The organism is Streptomyces sp. SID10853, assembly GCF_010548145.1.
In the GTDB taxonomy this organism is placed as follows: domain Bacteria; phylum Actinomycetota; class Actinomycetes; order Streptomycetales; family Streptomycetaceae; genus Streptomyces.
The window spans coordinates 11,938-32,864 of record NZ_JAAGLN010000061.1 but is presented as its reverse complement, the minus strand read 5'-3'; the positions used below and the strand labels follow the sequence as shown (position 1 = coordinate 32,864).

Below are 20,927 nucleotides of genomic sequence, written 5' to 3'. Positions count from 1 at the left end.
GGTGCGGGCGCCGCCGGCTGCTGCTGTTGCGGGGCGAGCCCCGCGGCCATCCGCTGACCGGCGGCCATCCCCAGGCCGAGCCCCATGCCCTCGCCGACACCGCTGCCGGGGGTCCGCGCACCGGCGCCCAGCGCGTCGGCCGCCTGGAACTGGGTGTACTGGTCGAGATTGCCCGCGATGCCCATCCGGGAGCGGGTGTCGATCGCCTGCTCCACCTCGGGCGGCAGCGAGATGTTCTCGATGATGAACTTGGGAACGGCGATACCGACCGGTGCCAGCTCCTGGGTGAGCACGCCCGCCAGCTTCACGCCGATGGCGTCCTGCTGGGTCGCCAGATCCAGCATCGGTACGCCCGAGTTGGCCAGCGCGCTGCCCAGCTTGCCGACGATCAGCTGGCGCAGGTACTCCTGCACCTCCTCGGTGCGGAACTGCGGGTCGGTGCCCGCCAGCTCGCGCAGCAGCGCCGCCGGATCCACCACCCGGGCGGCGAAGGCGCCGAACGCCCGGAGCCGCACCATGCCGAACTCGGGGTCACGGACGATGACCGGGTTCTGCGTGCCCCACTTCATGTCGGTGAACTGACGGGTGGTGACGAAGTAGACCTCGGCCTTGAACGGCGAGTCGAATCCGTACTTCCAGCCCTTCAGCGTGGAGAGCAGCGGCAGGTTCTGCGTCTGCAGGGTGTAGGTGCCGGGCTGGAAGACGTCCGCGATCCGGCCCTCGTTGACGAAGACCGCCGTCTGGGACTCGCGCACGACGAGCCTGGCGCCCATCTTGATCTCGTTGTCATGACGCGGGAAGCGCCACACGATGGTGTCCCGGCTGTCGTCGGTCCACTCGACGATGTCAATGAATTCCCCGCGGATGCTGTCGAACAGCCCCATGGAACCTCCCCCGCTCTCGTTCGCACGCCTTTTCTGACACGCCTGGGGAACGATAGCAACCGGCTCGGACACCTGGTCGAGGCCGTCCACAGGCCGCCGCCACCGGGCTTTCCCCGGGCCGGTGCGGGGAGAACTCAGGGGGACTCAGGGAACTCAGTGGAACTCAGAGTGAACTCAGGGTGCTTCCACCGTCACCGAGAAGGAGAACTTGTCGCCCCGGTACCGGATCCGGGCCACATCCACGACCTGGCCCGCCTCGTCGTACGTCACCCCCGTGTAGTGCAGGATCGGCGAGAGCAGTGGAACCTGGAGCAGTTCGGCCGTCACCGGGTCCGCCAGCCGGGCCTCGATCGTGTCGGTGATCCGGCTGATCCGTACCCCCACCTCGTCGCGCAGGACCTTGGTCATCGGCCAGCGCTCCAGATCGCTGATCCGGACGGCGGCGGCGATCTCCGGACGGAGCGCGTTCTGCGCCCAGTTGGTCGGTTCGCCGCTCTCGCCGTCGCAGCGCAGCCGGGTGTAGTCGACTATCTCGTCAAGGCCGGGGAAGTGCTCGGCGAACTCGCCGGGCACCGGGGCCGGGCCGTGGCCGAGCACGGTCGTCCGCTCGCCCGACTGCTGGGCGACGATCGCGTCGATCGACCCCAGCAGACGGCGCGGAGCGCTCGGCCGCGCGCCGGGGTCGATGAAGGTCCCGCGCCGCCTGTGCCGGGTGATCAGGCCCTCGGTCTCCAGCTCCTTGAGGGCCTGGCGCATGGTGAGCACACTGACGCGGTAGTGCCCGGCCAGCTGCTCCTCGGTGGGCAGCCGCAGCGGATCCTGCGGACGGCGGCCCAGTATCGACGCCCGCAGCGACTGCGAGACCTGGTACCAGAGGGGCAGGCGGCGGTTCAGGACCAGCGAGTCGGGTGCGAAGGCGGTCACGTGGGTCTCCGTACGTACGGAAGGTCGGCCGTGCCGGCACCGGGCGGCCGGTGATCTTCGACCGTACCGTGTGCCCGAGTACCGCGGTGTCGGTGCTGCTGTGCCCGAGTGCTGCTGTCCCCGAGTACCGCGATGTCCGAGTGCTGCTGGGCCGGAGTGCCGCGGTGTCCGAGTGCTGCTGGGCCGGAGTGCCGCGGTGTCCGAGTACCGCGTACTCCGCCTCCGCGTGCCGTTCAGCCTTCCCAGTGCCTGGCCAGCCCCTGCCACACCTGGTCGTAACCGGTCTGCAGATGACCGGCCCCCGCCGCCTGCGCGGTCGCCGTCACCGGCCAGCGCGTCTCGAACATGAAGGCCAGCCCGTCGTCGATCTTCTGGGGCTTGAGCTCGGCGGCGGACGCCCGCTCGAAGGTCTCCCGGTCCGGCCCGTGCGCGGACATCATGTTGTGCAGGGAGCCGCCGCCCGGTACGAAACCGCCCTTGCCCGCCGTCTTCGCGTCGTACGCGCCCTCGATCAGCCCCATGTACTCGCTCATCACATTGCGGTGGAAGTACGGCGGCCGGAAGGTGTCCTCGCCGACCAGCCAGCGCGGCGCGAAGACCACGAAGTCGACACCGGCGAGCCCCTGGGTGTCGGACGGGGACGTCAGCACCGTGAAGATCGACGGGTCCGGGTGGTCGTAGCTGATGGAGCCCAGCACATTGAACCGGTGCAGGTCGTAGACGTACGGCACATGGCTGCCGTGCCAGGCCACCACGTCCAGCGGTGAGTGGTCGTACTCCGCGGCCCAGAGATTGCCGCAGTACTTGTTGACCACCTGGACCGGGCGCCCGGCGCCGCCGTCGTCCTCGTACGCGGCCACCGGGGCCAGGAAGTCCCGTGCGTTCGCCAGGCCGTTGGCGCCGATCGGGCCGAGGTCGGGAAGCTGGAAGGGGCGGCCGTAGTTCTCGCAGACATAGCCGCGCACCGTCCCGTCCAGCAGCTCGACGCGGAACCGCACCCCGCGCGGGATCAGCGCGATCTGGCCGGGCCGCACGCCCAGCAGCCCCAGCTCCGTACGGATGAGGAGCCCGCCGCTCTCCGGGACGATCAGCAGCTCGCCGTCGGAGTCGCTGAACACCCGCCCGGTCATGGGGGAGTTGGCGTGGTAGAGGTGAACGGCCATCCCGGAGCGCCGGCTCGCGTCGCCGTTGCCGCCCAGGGTCCACAGGCCGGCCAGGAAGTCCGTGCCGGGCGCCGGCTCGGGAAGCGGGTCCCAGCGCAGCCGGTTGGGGTCGGGCACCGTCTCGGTGAACGGCGCGCCGCGCACCGTGCCGTTGTCGATCCGTACGAACGGCGGGTGGGCGGCGGACGGCCTGATCCGGTAGAGCCAGGAGCGCCGGTTGTGCGCGCGGGGCTCGGTGAACGCGGAGCCGCTGAGCTGCTCCGCGTAGAGCCCGAGGGGGGCGCGCTGCGGCGAGTTCCGGCCATGGGGCAGGGCGCCGGGCACCGCCTCCGTGCTGTGCTCATTGCCGAAACCCGGGGCGTACACGAGGGCGTCGGCCGTCTCCCTGGCCCGCTCGATCTCTCCGGCCCGCTCGATCTCTCTGGCCTGCTCGGTGGTCGTCATCGCTCGCTCCCGGTGCCGAAAGAATCCTATGCTCAACAGTAGGATTGCGCTTACCGTCCGTCAACGGGGAGAAACCGGCGGCGACAGCGCGCCGGGGCATGATGGAGCGCATGTCCGATCCGAACGCGCTCCGGCGCGTCCCCGTACAGCAACGCAGTGCCGAGCGGCTGGCCCGGATACTCGACGCCTGCGCGGAAATCCTCGACGAGGACGGCTACGAGCAGCTCACCACCCGTGCCGTCGCCGCGCGGGCCGCCGTGCCCATCGGCTCCGTCTACCGCTTCTTCGGGAACAAACGCGCGATGGCGGACGCCCTGGCACAGCGCAATCTGGACGGCTACGCGGCCCGGATCACCGAGCGGCTCACCACGCTCCCCGCGGCCGACTGGCGCGGGGTGATCGACGCCGTACTGGACGAGTACCTGGCCATGCGGCGGACGGTGCCCGGGTTCGCATTCGTCGACTTCGGCGGCCCGGCGCCGCTGGACGAACCCAACCCGAAGGTCGCCGACCGCCTCAGTGAACTGCTCGCGTCCCACCTCGGCAGGGCCGCCGACAGCAGGCTGCGCCGCAAGGTGCTCGTGGGTGTCGAGGCGACCGACGCACTGCTCCAACTCGCCTTCCGCGCCGAGCCGTCGGGGGACGCCGGGCTGATCGCCGAGGTGAGGGAGCTGCTGCACGCGTATCTCGGACCGGTACTCGACTAGGGCGTGTCCGCGACGTCGTGTCCGGCGCGCGACGCCCGGCACGCGCGCCGGCGGCGCTCCGTAGACCGGTGATGAGCTGAGCGTGCGGATTGGTCGGTTCGAGCCATTCCCAACCTGTCGGCGACCGGATAGTTTTCGCCCCAGTGGTCACTTCTGGCCACAGCAGCCGTCGCGCTGACCGCCCCGGACGGAATGCCATGTCGCGAGCCATCTCCCTGCACAGCATCTCCAAGACGTACGACCGCGGCGTGCGCGCCGTCGACCGGGTCTCCCTCGATGTCGCGCCCGGCGAGTTCCTCGTACTGCTCGGACCCTCCGGCTGCGGGAAGTCGACGGTCCTGCGCATGGTGGCGGGGCTGGAGGACATCTCCGAGGGCGAACTGCTCCTGGACGGCGCGTACGCCAACCATCTGCCGCCGGGGCAGCGCGGGATGGCCATGGTCTTCCAGAACTTCGCGCTCTACCCGAGCATGACCAGCCGCGACAACATCGGGTTCCCGCTGCGCTTCGAGGCGCCCGGCGAGGACAGCGGCCCCCGGGTCGAGGCGACCGCAAGGATGCTCGGTATCGAGGACCTCCTGGACCGCTATCCGGGCCAGCTCTCCGGCGGTGAGCGGCAGCGCGTGGCGATGGGACGGGCCATCTCGCGCCGGCCTTCGGTCTTCCTGATGGACGAGCCGCTGTCGAACCTCGACGCCAAGCTGCGCAACCATCTGCGGGCCGAGATCGCGCACCTCACCCGTGAGTTGGGCGTGACGACCATCTACGTCACGCACGACCAGTCCGAGGCGATGTCGCTGGGTGACCGGGTCGCCGTCCTGCGCGGCGGAGTGCTCCAGCAGGTCAGCAGCCCCCGGGATGCCTACGGGCTGCCGGAGAACGTCTTCGTCGCCGCGTTCATCGGCACCCCGCGCATCAACCTGCTCCAGGCCGTGGTGCACGCGCCGCTGGACGGCGCGATGTCGATCGACCTGGGCAGACAGCGGCTGAGGCTGTCCGAACCGCTCTCCACCGACCACCAGCTCCTGCGGATCCAGCAGGGCAGACAGCTCATCGTGGGGCTGCGCTCGGAGGCCGTGCGGATCGCGGCGCCCAGCCAGGCGCGCCCCGGCGAGGTGGCCATCAGCGGCCTGGTCGAGCACATGGAGTACCAGGGCCACGAGGCGCTCGTCCACCTCGACACCGGCTCGCGCCCCGCCGTCGTGCCGGAGCTGGGGTCGCCCCGCACCGCCCCGGCGCCGCGCCGCCGCAGAAGCGGGCCGGCGCCCGGTGTGCTGACCCGGATCAGGGGGCGCGCGGGACAGCGCGGGCCCGGCCGGGTGGCGGTGCTCGACGCGCCGGCGCCGCCTTCCCGTCCGGCCGCGTACGACTCCGGCCGCCCCACGCTCGGCTCGGGCGATCTGGTCGTCCGCACCAGCCCCGATCTGCGGGTGCGGACGGGCGCGCAGGTGCCGCTCCTCGTCGACCTGGCCCATCTGTACGTCTTCGACCACCACGGGCGCCGGATCTGTCCCGCGCCCGGGGACCAGCCCGGCCTGGACCAGGGGCCGCTCTGACGGCCGGTGCCGGCACCCGGTGCCTGGCGCCGGGAAACTAACATCGCTAGTTTGTGCGGTGACGGTCACCGCTCGGCACCCCCAGGGCGCCGTGTCGGTAACGGCACGTACACCGGCAGGCTCTGGAGGAGTGCGATGAAGGCCCACGACGGCATGTACATCGGCGGCGAGTGGCGGCCCGCCGCGGGCCGGGACACGATCGCGGTGGTGAACCCGGCCGACGAGCAGGTCATCGGCCATGTCCCGGCCGGTACCCCGGAGGACGTCGACGCGGCGGTACGGGCGGCCCGTGCGGCCTTCCCCGGCTGGGCCGCGACCGCGCCCGCCGACCGCGCCGCCAGGATCGGCGCCCTGCGCGATGTGCTGGTCGCACGCCAGGACGAGATCGCGGAGACCGTCACCGCCGAGCTGGGCGCGCCCCTGCAGTTCTCCCGGCTCGTCCACGCCGGGGTGCCCGCGCTGGTCGCCGGTTCGTACGCGGACCTGGCCGCCACGCACCCCTTCGAGGAGAGGGTCGGCAACTCCACCGTCCTGTCCGAGCCGGTCGGTGTCGTCGGCGCGATCACCCCCTGGAACTACCCGCTGCACCAGATCGTCGCCAAGGTGGCCCCGGCGCTCGCCGCGGGCTGCACGGTCGTCCTGAAGCCGGCCGAGGACACCCCGCTGACGGCGCAGCTGTTCGCCGAGGCGACCGCGGAAGCGGGGCTGCCCGCCGGAGTGTTCAACCTGGTCACCGGGGTCGGGACGGTCGCGGGCCAGGCCCTGGCCGGGCACGACGGCGTGGACCTGGTCTCCTTCACCGGCTCCACCGCGGTCGGCCGGCAGATCGGCGCGGTCGCCGGCGCGGCCGTCAAACGTGTCGCCCTGGAACTGGGCGGCAAGTCCGCCAACGTCATCCTGCCCAGCGCCGACCTGGCCAAGGCGGTGGGCGTCGGCGTCGCCAACGTCATGGGCAACTCCGGCCAGACGTGCAGCGCCTGGACCCGGATGCTGGTCCACCGCGACCAGTACGACGAGGCGGTCGCCCTCGCGGCGGCCGCGGCCGCCAAGTACGTCCCGGGCGAGCGGCTGGGCCCGCTGGTCAACGCCAGACAGCTGGACCGTGTCCGCGGCTACATCGAGAAGGGCGTGGCGGAGGGTGCCAGGCTCGTCGCGGGCGGCGCCGAAGCGCCGCTGGAGCGGGGGTACTACGTCAGTCCGACCGTCTTCGCCGATGTCACCCCCGGCATGACCATCGCGCAGGAGGAGATCTTCGGCCCGGTCGTCTCGGTCATCGTCTACGAGGACGAGGAGGACGCCCTGCGCATCGCCAACGGCACCGTCTACGGCCTCGCGGGCGCGGTCTGGGCCGGCGAGGAGAGCGAGGCGGTGGCCTTCGCCCGGCGGATGGACACCGGCCAGGTCGACATCAACGGCGGCCGCTTCAACCCGCTGGCGCCCTTCGGCGGTTACAAACAGTCGGGCGTCGGCCGCGAGCTCGGCTCGCACGGCCTCGCCGAGTACCTCCAGACCAAGTCCCTGCAGTTCTGAGCCCGGGAGCACCGCTCATGGTCCGCGCAGCCGTCCTGTCCGCCGTCGGGTCCCCCCTGGAGATCACCGGCATCGAACTGCCCGAGCCGGGCCCCGGCCAGGTCCGGGTCCGCCTCGCCGCCGCCGGAGTCTGCCACTCCGACCTCTCGCTGGCCAACGGCACCATGCGGGTGCCGGTCCCCGCGGTCCTCGGCCACGAGGGCGCGGGCACCGTCGTCTCCGTGGGGGACGGCGTCACCCATGTCGCTCCCGGTGACGGTGTCGTCCTCAACTGGGCGCCGTCCTGCGGGACATGCCATGCCTGCTCGCTCGGTGAGGTGTGGCTCTGCGCCGAAGCGCTGTCGGGGGCGGGCCGTATCCACGCCCGTACCGCCGACGGCACCGAGCTCCATCCCGGCCTGAACGTCGCGGCGTTCGCCGAGGAGACCGTCGTCTCCGCGAGCTGCGTCCTGCCGGTGCCCGACGGTATCCCGCTCACCGACGCGGCGCTGCTCGGCTGCGCCGTCCTCACCGGGTACGGCGCTGTCCACCACTCGGCGCGGGTCCGGGCGGGGGAGACGGTCGCGGTCTTCGGCGTGGGCGGTGTCGGCCTCGCGACACTGCAGTCCGCGCGGATCGCGGGGGCTTCGGCGATCGTCGCGGTGGATGTCTCCCCGGCGAAGGAGGAGCTGGCGCGGGCCGCCGGCGCCACCGAGTTCGTGGTGGCGTCCGGCACGACGGCCAAGGACATCCGCCGGCTGACGGGCGGCCACGGCGTGGACGCCGCGGTGGAGTGCGTGGGCCGCGCGGAGACGATCCGTACGGCCTGGGAGTCGACGCGGCGCGGCGGCCGTACGACGGTGGTCGGCATCGGCGGCAAGGACCAGCAGGTCACGTTCAACGCCCTGGAGCTCTTCCACTGGGGCCGCACGCTGTCGGGCTGCGTCTACGGCAACTCCGATCCGGCGCAGGACCTGCCGGTGCTCGCCGGGCACATCAGGGCGGGGCGGCTCGACGTGGGGGCGCTGGTGACGGAGCGGATCGGCCTGGAGGGGATCCCCGGCGCGTTCGAGAACATGCTGGCGGGCAAGGGCGGCCGGGCGCTGGTGGTCTTCGGCCAGGACTCCTGACGGCGGGGCTTCCGCGCCGTACGGGTCAGGCCTTGCCCCGCACCGGTCTGACGGCCGCGAACTGCAGCGCCAGGCCGTCCACCAGCGCCCTGAGCCCGGTCTCGAAGGCGCCGTTGTCGACCTTCTGCCGGTGCTCGGCGAGCAGATGCGCCTGGCCGAGGTGCGGATAGTCGGCGGGGTCGTAGGCGGTCTCGTCGTCGACGAATCCGCGTGCGAACGAGCCGAGCGCCGAGCCGGTGACGAAGTACCGCATCAGCGCCCCGATGTAGGTGGCCTGGGCGGGCGGCCACCCCGCGCGGACCATCGCGCCGAAGACCGCGTCGGCCACCCGCAGCCCGGCCGGACGCCGTCCGGGGCCGCCGGCCAGCACCGGGACGATGTTGGGGTGGTCGCTGAGCGCCGCCCGGTAGGAGACGGCCCAGTCGTGCAGCGCGGTACGCCAGTCGCGGTCGTCGCTCTCGTCGAACATCGACAGATCGACCTGCGCGGAGACGGCGTCGGCGACCGCTTCCAGGATCTCGTCCTTGGTGGCGAAGTGGTTGTAGAGGGAGGGCCCGCTGACCCCCAGCTCGGCCGCGAGCCGGCGGGTGGAGACGGCGGCGAGCCCCTCGGAGTCCACGAGCGCGCTCGCGGCGGTGACGATGCGCTCCCTGCTGAGGAGGGGCTTGCGTGGGCGGGCCATGGCGCACATAGTAGGGCTGCCACCGAGAAACTAGCAGCGCTAATTTAAATGAGGTGCCCGATGAACCTGGAGCTCAGTGAGGAGCAGTCCGCGGTACGGCGGCTCGCCGAGGACTTCGTCGCCCGGGAGATCACGCCGCACGTCGTGGAGTGGGACCGCGCCGAGAGCGTCGACCGCTCCGTGGTGGGCAGGCTCGGCGCGCTGGGCTTCCTCGGGCTGACCGTGCCCGAGGAGTACGGCGGCTCCGGCGGCGACCACCTCTCGTACTGCCTGGTCACCGAGGAGCTGGGCCGCGGTGACTCGTCGGTGCGCGGCATCGTCTCGGTCTCGCTGGGTCTGGTGGCCAAGACCATCGCGCACTGGGGCGACGAGGAGCAGAAGCGGCGCTGGCTGCCCGGCCTCACCTCAGGCGAGCTGATCGGCTGCTTCGGCCTCACCGAGCCGGGCACCGGCTCCGACGCGGGCAACCTCACGACGAGGGCGGTCCGGGACACCGGATCCGGCGACTACGTCATCAACGGCTCCAAGATGTTCATCACCAACGGCACCTGGGCCGACGTGGTCCTGCTCTTCGCCCGCTCCACGGACGCTCCGGGCCACCGGGGCATCTCGGCGTTCCTGGTCCCCACCGACACCCCGGGCCTCACCCGCCGCACCGTCCACGGCAAGCTCGGGCTGCGCGGCCAGGCGACGGCCGAACTGGTCCTCGACGACGTACGGGTTCCGGCGTCGGCGATGCTGGCCCCCGAGGGCAAGGGCTTCTCGGTCGCCATGTCGGCGCTGGCCAAGGGGCGGATGTCGGTCGCCGCGGGCTGTGTGGGCATCGCTCAGGCCGCGCTCGACTGCGCGGTGAAGTACGCCACCGAACGCGAGCAGTTCGGCCGGACGATCGCCCACCACCAGCTCATCCAGGAACTGATCACCGACATCTCGGTGGACGTGGACGCCGCCCGGCTGCTCACCTGGCGGGTCGCCGATCTGATCGACCGCGGCGAGCCCTTCGCCACCGAGTCGTCCAAGGCGAAGCTCTTCGCTTCGGAGGCCGCCGTACGCGCCGCGAACAACGCCCTCCAGGTCTTCGGCGGCTACGGGTACATCGACGAGTACCCGGCGGGGAAGCTGCTGCGCGACGCCCGGGTCATGACGCTGTACGAGGGCACCAGCCAGATCCAGAAGCTGGTCATCGGCCGTGCGCTCACCGGGGTCTCCGCCTTCTGAGCTGCTTCCGAGCCGCCTTCCGGGCAGGCTCCGAGCCTGAGCCGCCTTCCGGCCGTGCGGGATGAGTACCCGCGCTGAGTAGCTGTGCGGATGTGGCCGGTGCCACATCCGCACGATGCTGTCCCCATGAGTGACACACCGGTCAGACAGCAGAACACCGCCGCGTACTACGGCCAGGCCGTCGCGTCCTTCGCGGTCGCCCTGGCGGCCATGGCGCTGGGCATTCTCAACCTGGACGTCGACGTCTGGGTGCGCGCCTTCCTCGGCCTCGGGCTCCTCTACCTCACGACATCAGCCTTCACCCTCGCCAAGGTCATCAGGGACCGCCAGGAGGCCGGCCAGATCGTGACCCGGGTCGACCAGGCCCGGCTGGAGAAGCTCCTCGCCGAGCACGACCCGTTCCAGAAGCTCTGACGGCCGCGCCCCCGCCAGTGCCCCGAGGGGTCCTAAGCGCTTGCTCACCTTCGGGGTATGGTGTGCGTCCTGCAGCGGCGGCGCTGCGTCATGGGCGGAAGGGGCGAGCGATGGGCACGGCTGAGGAGACGGCGGGCGGCGAGGAGCCGTGGGCGGAGGTCGGCCCCGAGGCCGCCAGGCGGCTGCTCGTCGCCGCGGTCGAGGCTTTCGCCGAACGCGGCTACCACGCGACGACCACCCGCGACATCGCAGGCCGCGCCGGAATGAGCCCGGCCGCGCTCTACATCCACTACAAGACCAAGGAAGAGCTGCTCCACCGGATCAGCCGGATCGGCCACGAGAAGGCCCTGGAGATCCTGGAGACGGCGGCGGACGGCCGGGGCACCGCCGCGGAACGGCTCGCGGCGGCCGTGCGCTCCTTCGTCCGCTGGCACGCCGGGCACCACACGACGGCGCGGGTCGTCCAGTACGAACTCGACGCGCTCGGCGACGACCACCGTACCGAGATCGTGGAACTCCGCAGGCGCAGCGACGACGCCGTGCGGCGCATCATCAACGACGGTGTGCAGACGGGGGAGTTCGACGTCCCGTACGTCGCCGGGACCGCGCTGGCCGTGCTGTCGCTCTGCATCGACGTGGCGCGCTGGTTCAACGTGGAGGGCCGCCGCACGCCCGACGAGGTCGGCGTGTTCTACGCCGACCTCGTCCTGCGGATGGTCTCCGCCCGGAAGTAGCGGGACCCGGAGCCCGGAGTCGGCTGGGAAGTACGGGCCGATCAGCCGTACCCGCTCAGAAGTAGTTCAGAAGTAGTAGCGGGAGACCGACTCCGCCACACACACCGGCTTGTCGCCGCCCTCGCGCTCCACCGTGACGGCGGCCGTCACCTGTACGCCCCCGCCCGCCTCGGACACGTCCGTCAGGACCGCCGTGGCCCGCAGCCGTGAGCCGACCGGCACCGTCGCGGGGAAGCGCACCTTGTTGGTGCCGTAGTTGATGCCCATCTTCATCCCCTCGACCCGCATGATCTGCGGGACCAGCGTGGGCAGCAGCGACAGGGTCAGATAGCCGTGCGCGATGGTCGTGCCGAACGGGCCGTCGGCGGCCTTGGCCGGGTCGACATGGATCCACTGGTGGTCACCCGTGGCGTCCGCGAAGAGATCGATCCGCTTCTGGTCGATCTCCAGCCAGTCGCTCGGCCCCAGCTGCTCACCGATCCCGGCGCGCAGCTCATCGGCGGATGTGAAGATCCTCGGCTCTGCCATGCGTGATCCTGCCTTTCCCAACGGTCCCGGCGGCCGGCGGCGCTCCGGCGGCCCAGTGCGGTGCCCCAAGCGCAGTGTCCAAGCGCTTGCTCAGCTTTCTCGCTCAGCATCGTCGGGCGTGCCCGTCCCTGTCAACGACCGGCCGCACAGCCGGTCGTCGACAGGGACGGGCCGGTTGACAGGGGTCGGGGCAGCGGCCGGGGCGGCGGGCGGGCGGGGCAGTAGGCTTCGCGGAGTGCCGCACATTCCAGAGAAGATCCATGAGCTCACGGTCGGCCAGCTCTCCGCACGGAGTGGCGCCGCCGTCTCGGCCCTGCACTTCTACGAGAGCAAAGGGCTGATCACCAGCCGCAGGACGAGCGGCAACCAGCGCCGTTACACCCGGGACGCGCTGCGCCGCGTCGCCTTCGTCCGCGCGGCACAGCGGGTCGGCATCCCGCTCGCCACGATCCGGGACGCGCTGGCCGAACTGCCCGACGAGCGCACGCCCAACCGCGAGGACTGGGCACGTCTCTCCGCCGCCTGGCGCTCCGAGCTCGATCGGCGCATCGCCCAGCTCGGCGCCCTGCGCGACCACCTCACCGACTGCATCGGCTGCGGCTGTCTGTCGCTGGAGAACTGCGTCCTGTCCAACCCGGACGACGTCTTCGGTGACCGGATGACCGGTTCGAGGCTGCTCCCCGGCCCGGCTCCGCAGGACGGGACCGGCTGACGGCGGCGCGCTCCGGGCCGCAGGGGCCGCCGTTGCCGCCGGGGCCGGATTCTCAGGCAGCCGAAGCCAGCGGTGAGTGGTGGGCGCCGCGCGCGCGGGCCAGCGCGCCGGCGGTGAGGACGGGCTGCGGTACGAGGATCCCGCAGCGGCTGCACACCGGCCCCGACCACGGCTCACGGCCGCCCCGCGAGGTCCAGGTGATCGTCTTCTCCGTGCACACCGGGCAGGCGCTGGCCGGATCGGCCCTGAGGGCGGAAATCAGCCGCCGCAGAACCTCCGCCAGGGGCCGGTTCGGATGCACCGCGGGGTCCCCGCACCAGGCCACACCGCAGCCGCCCCAGGTGCGCCGGTGCCAGTCGTCGAAGGCGCCGGGACGCCGTATCCCGTCGTGCTTCTCGCGCTTGCGCCGCTCGGCGAACTCCGCCTCGTAGGCCAGCCAGACGGTCCGCGCCTCTTCCAGTTCGTCGAGCGCGGCCACCAGCCGCGCCGGATCGGGGGCCCGGTCCTCGGGCCCGATGTGATGCCTGGCACACAGATGATCCCAGGTCGCCCTGTGTCCGTACGGGGCAAACCTCTCCAGACACTTGCGCAGCGAATACCGCCGCAGGGCAAGGTCGTGGTGGGGATCGCGCACCTGTCTCGCGAGACTCCGGAAACCGGCCATCGCACTGCCACCTCCGTCGCTGAATACTCCTGCGTCAGTGAATGGACGTACGGCTACCCGATTCGGCTCCATCGAATTCCCGATGGCTGCCATCACGGATGCGACCGCTCCCGCACCTGTGTGGTGATTCGGAAAAGGTGACGCATGTTCACCTTACTGACGGGTCACCTCGCCAGTAACGTCCGTCTCATCGGCTTCCCCCTCAGGAGCATTCATGCGACGACGCACCGGAAAGCTCAGAACTGCCATCGCCATAGCCGTGTTCGCACTCGGCGCCGGCCTGATGACACCGCTGCCGCAGGCGACCGCCGCGGCCTCGGATCCCGTCACCGACTACTGCGAGAGCCAGTGCAACGACATCATGCCGCCGGGTGAGAACGGCAACGCCACCCTCGCCCAGATCCTCGCCCACCGTGCACTGGGCACCCGTCCCGAGCACAGCGCCGACCAGCTGGGACCGTACGACGCGCTGCCCGCAGGGGCCTCCACGCTCACCGACTCCACGCTGAACAACTTCTTCAACGACTCGTCGTTCGGTGTCCCCGACGACCAGGTCGCCTCGGTGACCAAGCCGCGCGACGACGTCAGCATCACGCGGGACAAGAAGACCGGCGTCCCCCACATCAAGGGGACCACGCGCTACGGAACCGAGTTCGGCGCCGGATTCGCGGCGGGCCAGGACCGGCTCTGGCTGATGGACCTCTTCCGGCACATCGGCCGCGGTGAGCTCACCTCCTTCGCCGGCGGCGCACTCGCCAACCAGGGCCTGGAGCAGGAGTTCTGGCCGCAGGCCCCGTACACCGAGCAGGACCTCCAGGACCAGGCCGACCGGATCGCCGCCCAGGGCGCACGCGGCAAGCAGGCCATGGCGGACGCCCAGGCGTACGTCGACGGCATCAACGCCTACCGGCAGAAGTCGAAGGACGGCCGCTACTTCCCCGGCGAGTACGTGCTCACCGGGAAGATCAACGCGATCACCAACGCCGGTGAGATCGAACCGTTCAAGATCACGGACATGATCGCGCTCGCCTCGGTCGTCGGCGGCCTCTTCGGCGGCGGCGGTGGCGGCGAGGTACAGGCAGCGCTCTCGCTGCTCTCGGCCCAGCAGAAGTACGGCGTCACCGAGGGCAGCAAGGTCTGGGAGTCCTTCCGCGAGCGCAACGACCCGGAGGCGACCCTCACAGTCCACGACGGCACCAGCTTCCCCTACGCGGACAAACCGGCCGACCCCAAGGGCACCGCGATGCCCGACAAGGGCTCGGTGAAGGCCGAACCGCTGGTGTACGACCGGACCGGTGGCGCCAAGACCGAGGCGAAGACCCCGGTCGACGCACCGAAGAAACTCAAGCCCGTCCAGGGCATGTACGACAACGGCGTACTGCCGGCCGACCTGTTCAGCAGCAAGAAGGGCATGTCCAACGCCCTCGTCGTGTCCGGGCAGCACACCGCGAGCGGAAACCCCGTCGCCGTGTTCGGCCCGCAGACCGGGTACTTCCTGCCCCAGCTGCTGATGCTCCAGGAACTCCAGGGACCGGGCATCAGCGCCCGCGGTGTCTCCTTCGCCGGTGTCGGCATGTACATCCAGCTGGGCCGCGGCCAGGACTACGCGTGGAGCGCCACATCGGCGGGCCAGGACATCACCGACACCTACGCGGTGGAGCTCTGCCAGGACGACACCCACTATCTCTTCCGGGGCGTCTGCACCCCGATGGAGAAGATGGAGCGGACCAACTCCTGGAAACCCACCGTCGCCGACTCCACGGCGGCCGGCTCCTACCGGATGCAGGTCTACCGGACCAAGTACGGCATCGTGACCCACCGGGCGACCGTCGACGGGAAACCCGTCGCCTACACCTCGCTGCGCAGTACCTACGGGCATGAGGCCGACTCGATAGTGGGCTTCGAGATGATGAACGACCCGGGGTACGTGAAGGACGCCAAGACCTTCCAGCAGGCCGCCTCGCACATCGGCTACACCTTCAACTGGTTCTACGCCGACTCCCGCCAGGCCGCCTACTTCAACAGCGGTATGAACCCGGTGCGCGCGGCCGGGGTGGACGCCTCACTGCCCGTGAAGGCCGAACCGGCCTACGAGTGGAAGGGCTTCGACCCCGACCACCACACCACCGACGTGACCCCGGCCACCCAGCATCCGCAGTCCGTCGGCCAGGACTACTACGTCTCCTGGAACAACAAACAGGCCAAGGACTACTCGTCGGCCGGGTTCGGCAACGGCTCGGTGCACCGGGTCGACCTGCTCGGCGACCGGGTGGCGAAACTCGTCGCCAAGGGCGGCGTCACCCGTGCCGCGCTGACCCGCGCCATGGCCGAGGCGGCCGTCACCGATCTGCGCGGTGAGGACGTCCTGCCCGAACTGCTCGACGTCGTACGGAGCAAGCCGGTCACCGACCCGGCTGAGGCCAAGGCCGTCGAGCAGCTGGAGGCGTGGGTGTCCGACGGCGCCCAGCGCAAGGAGAACGCCCAGAGCTCGCACGTCTACAGCCACCCGGACGCCGTGCGGATCATGGACGCCTGGTGGCCACTCCTGGTGGAGGCCGAGTTCAAGCCGGGGCTCGGTGACGACCTCTACTCGGCGCTCACCGCCAACCTCACCATCGACGAGTCACCGTCGGCGGGCCACGGACCCACCGGGGCGCACGCCGGATCCGCCTTCCAGTACGGCTGGTGGAGCTATGTCGACAAGGACATCCGTACGGTCCTGGGGCGCCCGGTGCAGGGCAAGCTGGGCAAGACGTACTGCGGTGGGGGCGACCTGAGCGCCTGCCGTGACGCGCTGCTCACCACCCTGGGCCAGGCCGCCGCCAAGACCCCGGCGCAGGTCTACCCCGGCGACGACAGCTGCGCCGCCGGTGACCAGTGGTGCTCGGACGCGATCATCCACCGTCCGCTGGGCGGGCTGCAGTTCTGGCCCATCCAGTGGCAGAACCGGCCCACGTACCAGCAGGTCGTGGAGTTCCCCTCGCACCGCTAGGACCCGGGCACCGCCAGGACCCGGGCAGGGGTACGGGCCGCGGGCCGGGACGGACAACTCCGTCCCGGCCCGCGGTGTTCGCCCGTGGCTCAGCGGTACGTCAGATAGCGCTCGCGGACGGACCGGAAGGCGGCGAGTTCACCCTGCCAGGCCGCCACCACGTCATCGGTGCCCGCGCCCTTGTCGATCGCCGTACGGACCTGCGCGGAACCGGTCAGTTTGTCGATCCAGTCGTCCGAACGCCAGGCGAAACCGGACCAGACCTTCTTCGCCGTCACCAGCAGCCCGATCGCGGTCCGCACCGGGTCGAAGGCCGCACGGTCCTGGACATGGAGCTGCACCCCGCCCGCGGTCTTCCCCTCGAACTTGGAGAACGTCGGCGCGAAGTACGCCTCGCGGAAGGCGACACCCGGCAGGTCGAGCGCGTTGGCGGCCTCGGCCCACCGCCGGTCGATCCCCTCGGCCCCCAGCAGCTCGAACGGCCTGGTGGTGCCCCGCCCCTCGGAGAGGTTCGTCCCCTCGAACAGGCAGGTCCCCGAGTAGACCAGAGCGGTGTCGGGCGTCGGCATGTTCGGGCTCGGCGGCACCCATGGCAGCCCCGTCGCGTCGAAGAAGTCGCCGCGCCGCCAGCCGGACATCCGGACGGTCTCCAACTCGACCCGTTTCGGCAGGAATTCACCGTTGAAGAGCCGGGCGAGCTCCGTGACCGTCATGCCGTGCGCCTGCGCGATCGGCTGCCGTCCGACGAACGTCGCGAACTCCTTGTGCAGCACCGGACCGAGCGCGGCTCGCCCGGTCACCGGGTTCGGCCGGTCCAGCACCACGAAGCGCAGCCCCGCCATGGCGGCCGCCTCCATGCAGTCGTACAGCGTCCAGATGTACGTGTAGAAGCGGGCGCCGGCGTCCTGGATGTCGAAGACCACCGTGTCCACACCGGACGCGGTGAAGATGTCGGCGAGGGGCTGCCCGCTCTTCGTGTACGTGTCGTAGACGGGAAGCCCGGTCGCCGGATCGTCGTACCGCCCCTCGGAGCCGCCGGCCTGCGCCGTGCCGCGGAAGCCGTGCTCGGGGCCGAAGACGGCGGTGAGGTTCACGTTCTTGTCGGCGTGCATGACATCGACGATGTGCCGGACGTCCTGGGTGACACCGGTCGGGTTGGTGACGATCCCGACGCGGTCCCCGTGGAGCAGGCCGTAGCCGTCGGCGGCCAGCCGGTCGAATCCGGTCCGCACCCGGGCGCGCGGCCCGTGCGCGGCGGCCGGCTCCGCCGCGGCGCCCACCGCCCCCAGCGCACCCATGGCGCCGCTCGCGGCCAGCAGTCCCCGCCTGGAAAGGTTCATCGGGCTACCTCCATGATCTCGCCGACTGTCATGGCCACGCAGGCTAACCCTCACCCCTTCCCCTGCCACATACCGACTGGTTAGTCTGCTGGTGCATCCAATGGAGAGGCAGGTCCTGATGGGTACGGTCGACGGCGCGGGTGTAGTGGTCACAGGGGCGGGCGGCGGTATCGGCGCGGCGCTGGCGCGGCGGTTCGCAGCGGAGGGGGCCCGTGTCGTGGTCAACGATCTGGACGGCTCGAAGGCGGAGGCGGTGGCCGCCGAGATCGGTGCGACCGCACTGCCGGGCGATGCATCGGCGATCGTGGACGCCGCCCGTGAGGCGCTGGACGGCCGCATCGACGTCTACTGTGCGAACGCCGGTCTCGGCTCACCGGGCGACCCCTTCGCCGACGAGGCGGTCTGGGCCTCCGCCTGGGACGTCAATGTGATGGCCCATGTCCGCGCCGCCCGTGCGCTGCTGCCCGACTGGCTGGAGCGCGGCGAGGGCCGGTTCGTCTCCACCGTGTCGGCCGCCGGGCTGCTCACCATGATCGGCGCGGCCCCGTACAGCGTCACCAAGCACGGCGCGCTGGCCTTCGCCGAATGGCTCTCGCTCACCTACCGCCACCGCGGTCTGAAGGTCCACGCGATCTGCCCGCAGGGCGTCAGGACGGACATGCTCACCTCGGCGGGGTCCGCGGGTGAACTGGTGCTCGCGCCGACGGCGATCGAGCCGGACGACGTCGCCGACGCGCTCTTCGCCGCCATCGCCGACGAGCGGTTCCTGGTGCTGCCGCACCCCGAGGTCGCCGAGTACTACCGGGCGCGGGCCACCGAGCCCGACCGGTGGATCGGCGGGATGAACCACCTCCAGCAGAAATGGGAGGCCGGGCGGTGAGCGCCTCGGTCTATGCGGCGAAACCGTGGCTCGGGCTGCTCAGTGAGGCCCAGCGCCGCCCGGTGCACCCGAAGGCGAGCGTGGTGCACGCCTTCCGTGACGCCGTGGCCCGCGCACCGGAACACCCCGCCCTCGCCTACTTCGACGGGCGGCTGACCTACCGCGAGACCGACACGCTCTCCGACTCGGTCGCCGGTCATCTCGCCGCCAGGGGCGTGGGCCGCGGCGACCGGGTCGCGGTCATGCTGCAGAACTCCCCGCACTTCGTGCTGGCGCTGCTCGGTGCCTGGAAGGCAGGCGCCACGGTCGTACCGCTCAACCCGATGTACAAGTCGGCGGAGGTCGGCCACGCGCTGCGGGACGCGGGTGTCACGGCGCTGGTCTGCTCCGACCGGGCCTGGGAGTCGTATCTGCGGGAGACCGCGGCAGGCTCCGGGCTGCGGTTCGCGCTCACCGCCTGCGAACGTGATCTGCAGAGCCGCGACGACGAACGGGTCCTCGGCTTCGAGCGGCTGCCGTGCCCCGCCGACACCGACGATCTGATCGCGGTCGCCCGGCTGGGGCTCGCGGCCCCCGCGGACCGCGATCCGCGCGCCACCGACGTGGCGCTGATCAGCTACACATCGGGCACCAGCGGGACCCCCAAGGGCGCGATGAACGCGCACGCCAACATCATGGTGAACGCCGAGCGCCAGCGCACCGGCCACCCGGTCGATGAGGGCTCGGCGTACTTCGCGCTGGCACCCCTCTTCCACATCACCGGGATGGTCTGCGAACTCGCCGCGTGCGTCGCCAACGCCGGCACCCTCGTCCTCGCCTACCGGTTCCACCCCGGAGTGGTCCTCGACGCCTTCACCGAGCACCGTCCCGCGTACACCGTGGGCCCCTCCACCGCCTTCATGGCGCTCGCGGCCGACCCGTCGGTCACCCCGGACCACTTCGCCTCCTTCAAGGTGATCTCGTCGGGCGGCGCGCCGCTGCCGCCCGCACTGGTGGAGGGCTTCCGCGAGCGCTTCGGCCCGTACATCCGCAACGGCTACGGACTCACCGAGTGCACCGCTCCGTGCGCCTCCGTACCGCCCGAGCGGGAGGCCCCGGTCGACCCGGTGTCGGGCACGCTCTCGGTGGGGGTGCCGGGCCCCGACACCGTGGTGCGGATCCTGGACGCCGCCGGTGCCGAGGTGCCTTTCGGGGAGCAGGGCGAGATCGTGGTGAGCGGGCCGCAGGTGGTCTCGGGCTACTGGGACCGCCCGGACGCCACCGCCGAAGCGTTCCCCGGCGGGGAACTGCGCACCGGGGACATCGGCTTCATGGACCGGTACGGCTGGCTCTATGTCGTGGACCGGATGAAGGACATGATCAACGCCTCCGGTTTCAAGGTGTGGCCGCGCGAGGTCGAGGACGTCCTCTACACCCATCCCGCCGTGCGGGAGGCCGCCGTGGTCGGTGTCCCCGACCCCTACCGCGGCGAGTCGGTCAAGGCGTACGTGAGCCTGCGGACCCCGGTGTCAGGGGCGGGCGGGTCCCGGGCCGCGGTGACACCGGCGGAGCTGGCCGCCTACTGCAAGGAGCGGCTCGCTGCGTACAAGTACCCGCGCGAGGTCGAGATCCTGCCCGAGCTGCCGAAGACCACCAGTGGGAAGATCCTGAGGCGGGAACTGCGTTCCTCGCAGTGACGAGCACATGAACGGACGGAAGGTGGCGGCGATGGCAGCCAGAACGACCGACGGGAACGGCGTCCCCGTCCCGCAGAGGCTGCTGGCCGCCGCCACCCGGCTCTTCGCCGAGCGCGGCTACGACCGGACCTCCGTCCAGGAGATCGTCGAGGCGGCAGGGGTCACCAAGGGCGCCCTCTACCACTACTTCGGCTCCAAGGAGGATCTGCTCCAGGAGGTCTACTCCCGGGTGCTGAGGCTCCAGCAGGAACGGCTCGACGCGTTCGCGGACGCCGACGCGCCCGTCGAGGAGCGGCTGCGCGAGGCCGCGGCGGACGTCGTCGTCACGACCATCGACAACCTGGACGACGCGTCGATCTTCTTCCGCTCCATGCACCATCTGAGCCCCGAGAAGAACAAGCAGGTACGGCTGGAGCGGCGCCGCTACCACGAGCGCTTCCGGGCCCTGGTGGAGGAGGGGCAGCGCACCGGGGTGTTCTCGACCGCCACGTCGGCGGATTTGGTGGTCGACTACCACTTCGGCTCGGTGCACCATCTGTCCACCTGGTACCGCCCGGACGGCCCGCTGACCCCGCGCGAACTGGCCGAGCAACTGGCGGATCTGCTGCTGCGGGCGCTCCGGCCGTAGCGGCCCGCCGGGCCGTTCACCGCCGGGCCGCCGGCCCTCTCACCGCCGGCCCGTCGGTCCGCCGCCCGCGGGTCATGGCGATGCGGTGACGGTGACGACGTTGATGGGGTGACGGTGACGCGGTGACGGTGCCGCGCTGACG

General features: G+C 71.1%; 19 protein-coding genes. 12 read left to right on the top strand and 7 right to left on the bottom strand.

Annotation, left to right across the window (positions count from 1 at the left end):
• The 3 genes from G3I19_RS14800 to hmgA form a co-directional block, all read right to left on the bottom strand.
• On the bottom strand, positions 1-884 hold an 884-nt coding region (locus tag G3I19_RS14800), incomplete at its 3' end, for an SPFH domain-containing protein (RefSeq protein ID WP_164264049.1).
• A gap of 174 nt (positions 885-1,058) precedes the next feature.
• Positions 1,059-1,808 (bottom strand): GntR family transcriptional regulator, encoded by a 750-nt coding sequence (locus tag G3I19_RS14795; protein ID WP_164264048.1) that lies wholly within the window; start codon positions 1,806-1,808, stop codon positions 1,059-1,061.
• Between the two features lie 233 nt (positions 1,809-2,041).
• The gene (gene hmgA, locus G3I19_RS14790) at positions 2,042-3,415 is read right to left on the bottom strand and encodes a homogentisate 1,2-dioxygenase (RefSeq protein ID WP_164264047.1); all 1,374 of its coding nucleotides are present in this window, start codon (positions 3,413-3,415) and stop codon (positions 2,042-2,044) included.
• Between the two features lie 101 nt (positions 3,416-3,516).
• Here hmgA and G3I19_RS14785 point away from each other — a divergent pair, with 101 nt between their 5' ends.
• From G3I19_RS14785 to G3I19_RS14770, 4 genes are all read left to right on the top strand, one after another.
• Positions 3,517-4,122, top strand: coding sequence for a TetR family transcriptional regulator (locus G3I19_RS14785; RefSeq protein WP_164264053.1), 606 nt, complete (start codon positions 3,517-3,519; stop codon positions 4,120-4,122).
• Between the two features lie 197 nt (positions 4,123-4,319).
• On the top strand, positions 4,320-5,678 hold the full coding sequence (locus G3I19_RS14780) for an ABC transporter ATP-binding protein (protein ID WP_164264046.1): 1,359 nt from the start codon (positions 4,320-4,322) through the stop codon (positions 5,676-5,678).
• A 135-nt stretch (positions 5,679-5,813) separates the two neighbouring features.
• On the top strand, positions 5,814-7,208 hold the full coding sequence (locus G3I19_RS14775; protein WP_164264045.1) for an aldehyde dehydrogenase family protein: 1,395 nt from the start codon (positions 5,814-5,816) through the stop codon (positions 7,206-7,208).
• Positions 7,209-7,225: 17 nt separating this feature from the next.
• Positions 7,226-8,317: a Zn-dependent alcohol dehydrogenase gene (locus G3I19_RS14770; RefSeq protein WP_164264044.1), complete on the top strand. Its 1,092-nt coding sequence runs from the start codon at positions 7,226-7,228 to the stop codon at positions 8,315-8,317.
• Between the two features lie 25 nt (positions 8,318-8,342).
• Here G3I19_RS14770 and G3I19_RS14765 read toward each other — a convergent pair whose 3' ends face one another.
• Entirely contained in the window at positions 8,343-8,999 is a 657-nt protein-coding gene (locus G3I19_RS14765; protein WP_164264043.1) for a TetR/AcrR family transcriptional regulator, read from the bottom strand.
• 60 nt (positions 9,000-9,059) lie between these two features.
• Here G3I19_RS14765 and G3I19_RS14760 point away from each other — a divergent pair, with 60 nt between their 5' ends.
• The 3 genes from G3I19_RS14760 (at position 9,060) to G3I19_RS14750 (ending at position 11,365) form a co-directional block, all read left to right on the top strand.
• Positions 9,060-10,217 carry an acyl-CoA dehydrogenase family protein gene (locus tag G3I19_RS14760; protein WP_164264042.1) on the top strand — a complete coding sequence of 386 codons (1,158 nt, stop codon included), beginning with the start codon at positions 9,060-9,062 and terminating at the stop codon, positions 10,215-10,217.
• 126 nt (positions 10,218-10,343) lie between these two features.
• On the top strand, positions 10,344-10,631 hold the full coding sequence (locus G3I19_RS14755) for a YiaA/YiaB family inner membrane protein (RefSeq protein ID WP_164264041.1): 288 nt from the start codon (positions 10,344-10,346) through the stop codon (positions 10,629-10,631).
• 110 nt (positions 10,632-10,741) lie between these two features.
• Complete coding sequence (locus G3I19_RS14750) at positions 10,742-11,365, top strand: TetR/AcrR family transcriptional regulator (protein WP_164264040.1); 624 nt, start codon at positions 10,742-10,744, stop codon at positions 11,363-11,365.
• A gap of 66 nt (positions 11,366-11,431) precedes the next feature.
• On the opposite strand, the gene G3I19_RS14745 is transcribed toward G3I19_RS14750, so the two are convergent.
• The gene (locus tag G3I19_RS14745) at positions 11,432-11,893 is read right to left on the bottom strand and encodes a MaoC family dehydratase (RefSeq protein ID WP_164264039.1); all 462 of its coding nucleotides are present in this window, start codon (positions 11,891-11,893) and stop codon (positions 11,432-11,434) included.
• A gap of 235 nt (positions 11,894-12,128) precedes the next feature.
• On the opposite strand from G3I19_RS14745, the gene soxR reads away from it, so the two are divergent.
• Positions 12,129-12,605, top strand: coding sequence for a redox-sensitive transcriptional activator SoxR (gene soxR / locus G3I19_RS14740; RefSeq protein ID WP_164264038.1), 477 nt, complete (start codon positions 12,129-12,131; stop codon positions 12,603-12,605).
• Between the two features lie 52 nt (positions 12,606-12,657).
• Here soxR and G3I19_RS14735 read toward each other — a convergent pair whose 3' ends face one another.
• A complete protein-coding gene (locus G3I19_RS14735) occupies positions 12,658-13,269 on the bottom strand; it encodes a hypothetical protein (RefSeq protein ID WP_164264037.1) in 612 nt (203 codons plus the stop codon).
• 214 nt (positions 13,270-13,483) lie between these two features.
• On the opposite strand from G3I19_RS14735, the gene G3I19_RS14730 reads away from it, so the two are divergent.
• Complete coding sequence (locus G3I19_RS14730; protein ID WP_164264036.1) at positions 13,484-16,261, top strand: penicillin acylase family protein; 2,778 nt, start codon at positions 13,484-13,486, stop codon at positions 16,259-16,261.
• Positions 16,262-16,350: 89 nt separating this feature from the next.
• Here G3I19_RS14730 and G3I19_RS14725 read toward each other — a convergent pair whose 3' ends face one another.
• A complete protein-coding gene (locus tag G3I19_RS14725; protein ID WP_164264035.1) occupies positions 16,351-17,601 on the bottom strand; it encodes a DUF1343 domain-containing protein in 1,251 nt (416 codons plus the stop codon).
• Between the two features lie 118 nt (positions 17,602-17,719).
• Here G3I19_RS14725 and G3I19_RS14720 point away from each other — a divergent pair, with 118 nt between their 5' ends.
• From G3I19_RS14720 to G3I19_RS14710, 3 genes are read left to right on the top strand one after another with little or no spacing between them, the layout of a single operon-like run.
• Positions 17,720-18,481, top strand: a complete 762-nt coding sequence (locus G3I19_RS14720) for an SDR family oxidoreductase (RefSeq protein ID WP_164264052.1) — start codon at positions 17,720-17,722, stop codon at positions 18,479-18,481.
• Positions 18,478-20,157: an AMP-binding protein gene (locus tag G3I19_RS14715; protein WP_164264034.1), complete on the top strand. Its 1,680-nt coding sequence runs from the start codon at positions 18,478-18,480 to the stop codon at positions 20,155-20,157. The genes G3I19_RS14720 and G3I19_RS14715 overlap by 4 nt, the downstream gene beginning before the upstream one ends.
• A 31-nt stretch (positions 20,158-20,188) precedes the next feature.
• Positions 20,189-20,785: a TetR/AcrR family transcriptional regulator gene (locus G3I19_RS14710; protein ID WP_164264033.1), complete on the top strand. Its 597-nt coding sequence runs from the start codon at positions 20,189-20,191 to the stop codon at positions 20,783-20,785.
• The last annotated feature ends 142 nt before the right edge of the window (positions 20,786-20,927 follow it).

Coding starts and splice junctions, on each gene's coding strand:
- G3I19_RS14765 (WP_164264043.1), bottom strand. CDS start 8,999: ATGGCCCGCCCACGCAAGCCCCTCCTCAGCAGGGAGCGCATCGTCACC.
- G3I19_RS14735 (WP_164264037.1), bottom strand. CDS start 13,269: ATGGCCGGTTTCCGGAGTCTCGCGAGACAGGTGCGCGATCCCCACCAC.
- G3I19_RS14775 (WP_164264045.1), top strand. CDS start 5,814: ATGAAGGCCCACGACGGCATGTACATCGGCGGCGAGTGGCGGCCCGCC.
- G3I19_RS14710 (WP_164264033.1), top strand. CDS start 20,189: ATGGCAGCCAGAACGACCGACGGGAACGGCGTCCCCGTCCCGCAGAGG.
- G3I19_RS14730 (WP_164264036.1), top strand. CDS start 13,484: ATGCGACGACGCACCGGAAAGCTCAGAACTGCCATCGCCATAGCCGTG.
- G3I19_RS14725 (WP_164264035.1), bottom strand. CDS start 17,601: ATGAACCTTTCCAGGCGGGGACTGCTGGCCGCGAGCGGCGCCATGGGT.
- G3I19_RS14750 (WP_164264040.1), top strand. CDS start 10,742: ATGGGCACGGCTGAGGAGACGGCGGGCGGCGAGGAGCCGTGGGCGGAG.
- G3I19_RS14780 (WP_164264046.1), top strand. CDS start 4,320: ATGTCGCGAGCCATCTCCCTGCACAGCATCTCCAAGACGTACGACCGC.
- G3I19_RS14760 (WP_164264042.1), top strand. CDS start 9,060: ATGAACCTGGAGCTCAGTGAGGAGCAGTCCGCGGTACGGCGGCTCGCC.
- hmgA (WP_164264047.1), bottom strand. CDS start 3,415: ATGACGACCACCGAGCAGGCCAGAGAGATCGAGCGGGCCGGAGAGATC.
- G3I19_RS14720 (WP_164264052.1), top strand. CDS start 17,720: ATGGGTACGGTCGACGGCGCGGGTGTAGTGGTCACAGGGGCGGGCGGC.
- G3I19_RS14770 (WP_164264044.1), top strand. CDS start 7,226: ATGGTCCGCGCAGCCGTCCTGTCCGCCGTCGGGTCCCCCCTGGAGATC.
- G3I19_RS14785 (WP_164264053.1), top strand. CDS start 3,517: ATGGAGCGCATGTCCGATCCGAACGCGCTCCGGCGCGTCCCCGTACAG.
- G3I19_RS14755 (WP_164264041.1), top strand. CDS start 10,344: ATGAGTGACACACCGGTCAGACAGCAGAACACCGCCGCGTACTACGGC.
- G3I19_RS14745 (WP_164264039.1), bottom strand. CDS start 11,893: ATGGCAGAGCCGAGGATCTTCACATCCGCCGATGAGCTGCGCGCCGGG.